Genomic DNA, 2,374 nt, shown 5'->3' with positions numbered 1-2,374 from the left:
GTGACTGCGTACCTTTTGTATAATGGGTCAGCGACTTATATTCTGTAGCAAGGTTAACCGAATAGGGGAGCCGAAGGGAAACCGAGTCTTAACTGGGCGTTAAGTTGCAGGGTATAGACCCGAAACCCGGTGATCTAGCCATGGGCAGGTTGAAGGTTGGGTAACACTAACTGGAGGACCGAACCGACTAATGTTGAAAAATTAGCGGATGACTTGTGGCTGGGGGTGAAAGGCCAATCAAACCGGGAGATAGCTGGTTCTCCCCGAAAGCTATTTAGGTAGCGCCTCGTGAACTCATCTGCGGGGGTAGAGCACTGTTTCGGCAAGGGGGTCATCCCGACTTACCAACCCGATGCAAACTGCGAATACCGGAGAATGTTATCACGGGAGACACACGGCGGGTGCTAACGTCCGTCGTGAAGAGGGAAACAACCCAGACCGCCAGCTAAGGTCCCAAAGTCATGGTTAAGTGGGAAACGATGTGGGAAGGCCCAGACAGCCAGGATGTTGGCTTAGAAGCAGCCATCATTTAAAGAAAGCGTAATAGCTCACTGGTCGAGTCGGCCTGCGCGGAAGATGTAACGGGGCTAAACCATGCACCGAAGCTGCGGCAGCGACACTGTGTGTTGTTGGGTAGGGGAGCGTTCTGTAAGCCTGTGAAGGTGGCCTGTGAGGGTTGCTGGAGGTATCAGAAGTGCGAATGCTGACATAAGTAACGATAAAGCGGGTGAAAAGCCCGCTCGCCGGAAGACCAAGGGTTCCTGTCCAACGTTAATCGGGGCAGGGTGAGTCGACCCCTAAGGCGAGGCCGAAAGGCGTAGTCGATGGGAAACAGGTTAATATTCCTGTACTTGGTGTTACTGCGAAGGGGGGACGGAGAAGGCTATGTTGGCCGGGCGACGGTTGTCCCGGTTTAAGCGTGTAGGCTGTTTTTCCAGGCAAATCCGGAAAATCAAGGCTGAGGCGTGATGACGAGGCACTAAGGTGCTGAAGTAACAAATGCCCTGCTTCCAGGAAAAGCCTCTAAGCATCAGGTAACATCAAATCGTACCCCAAACCGACACAGGTGGTCAGGTAGAGAATACCAAGGCGCTTGAGAGAACTCGGGTGAAGGAACTAGGCAAAATGGTGCCGTAACTTCGGGAGAAGGCACGCTGATATGTAGGTGAAGTGATTTACTCATGGAGCTGAAATCAGTCGAAGATACCAGCTGGCTGCAACTGTTTATTAAAAACACAGCACTGTGCAAACACGAAAGTGGACGTATACGGTGTGACGCCTGCCCGGTGCCGGAAGGTTAATTGATGGGGTTAGCGGTAACGCGAAGCTCTTGATCGAAGCCCCGGTAAACGGCGGCCGTAACTATAACGGTCCTAAGGTAGCGAAATTCCTTGTCGGGTAAGTTCCGACCTGCACGAATGGCGTAATGATGGCCAGGCTGTCTCCACCCGAGACTCAGTGAAATTGAACTCGCTGTGAAGATGCAGTGTACCCGCGGCAAGACGGAAAGACCCCGTGAACCTTTACTATAGCTTGACACTGAACATTGAGCCTTGATGTGTAGGATAGGTGGGAGGCTTTGAAGTGTGGACGCCAGTCTGCATGGAGCCGACCTTGAAATACCACCCTTTAATGTTTGATGTTCTAACGTGGGCCCCTTATCGGGGTTGCGGACAGTGTCTGGTGGGTAGTTTGACTGGGGCGGTCTCCTCCTAAAGAGTAACGGAGGAGCACGAAGGTTGGCTAATCCTGGTCGGACATCAGGAGGTTAGTGCAATGGCATAAGCCAGCTTGACTGCGAGCGTGACGGCGCGAGCAGGTGCGAAAGCAGGTCATAGTGATCCGGTGGTTCTGAATGGAAGGGCCATCGCTCAACGGATAAAAGGTACTCCGGGGATAACAGGCTGATACCGCCCAAGAGTTCATATCGACGGCGGTGTTTGGCACCTCGATGTCGGCTCATCACATCCTGGGGCTGAAGTAGGTCCCAAGGGTATGGCTGTTCGCCATTTAAAGTGGTACGCGAGCTGGGTTTAGAACGTCGTGAGACAGTTCGGTCCCTATCTGCCGTGGGCGCTGGAGAACTGAGGGGGGCTGCTCCTAGTACGAGAGGACCGGAGTGGACGCATCACTGGTGTTCGGGTTGTCATGCCAATGGCACTGCCCGGTAGCTAAATGCGGAAGAGATAAGTGCTGAAAGCATCTAAGCACGAAACTTGCCCCGAGATGAGTTCTCCCTGAGACTTTAAGTCTCCTGAAGGAACGTTGAAGACGACGACGTTGATAGGCCGGGTGTGTAAGCGCAGCGATGCGTTGAGCTAACCGGTACTAATGAACCGTGAGGCTTAACCTTACAACGCCGAAGATGTTTTGG

At 53.1% G+C, this 2,374-nt stretch carries 1 rRNA gene; it reads left to right on the top strand.

Features of this window, described 5'->3' with window-relative positions:
- Positions 1-2,353, top strand: a 23S ribosomal RNA gene (locus A7090_RS14975); the annotation flags it as partial.
- Positions 2,354-2,374: the final 21 nt, after the last annotated feature.

Source organism: Escherichia sp. MOD1-EC7003, assembly GCF_002965065.1.
GTDB lineage: Bacteria > Pseudomonadota > Gammaproteobacteria > Enterobacterales > Enterobacteriaceae > Escherichia.
The sequence above is the reverse complement of the archived record's forward strand: the minus strand, read 5'-3'. Positions and strand labels throughout refer to the sequence as shown.